This window comes from Vibrio marinisediminis, assembly GCF_014050145.1.
Taxonomy (GTDB): domain Bacteria; phylum Pseudomonadota; class Gammaproteobacteria; order Enterobacterales; family Vibrionaceae; genus Vibrio; species Vibrio marinisediminis.
Window position 1 is genome coordinate 1 of the sequence record NZ_JACFYF010000453.1, and the last position, 223, is coordinate 223.

The window sequence follows — 223 nt, forward strand, 5'->3', positions numbered from 1 at the left end:
GCCTCATCAACAATAAATAATGTATTGGTATGGTTATTTTTTTGCAACGTAAATGCCACTCCTCCATTACTAGATTTACGTGGATGATAAATCTTTTTATGAATAGTAAATGCCTTTTTTTGTGAGTAATTAGATATTACTTTTGCAGCTCTTCCTGTTGGAGCCAATAAAACAGATTTCATACCTATTTGCCAAAGGTTATTTACTAACGCACTCATTACAG

At 32.3% G+C, this 223-nt stretch carries 1 protein-coding gene; it reads right to left on the minus strand.

From position 1 onward, the window contains the following. A partial coding sequence (locus H2O73_RS24590; protein ID WP_220457810.1) for an AAA family ATPase occupies positions 1–182 on the minus strand: 182 nt, incomplete at its 3' end. Between the last annotated feature and the right edge of the window lie 41 nt (positions 183–223).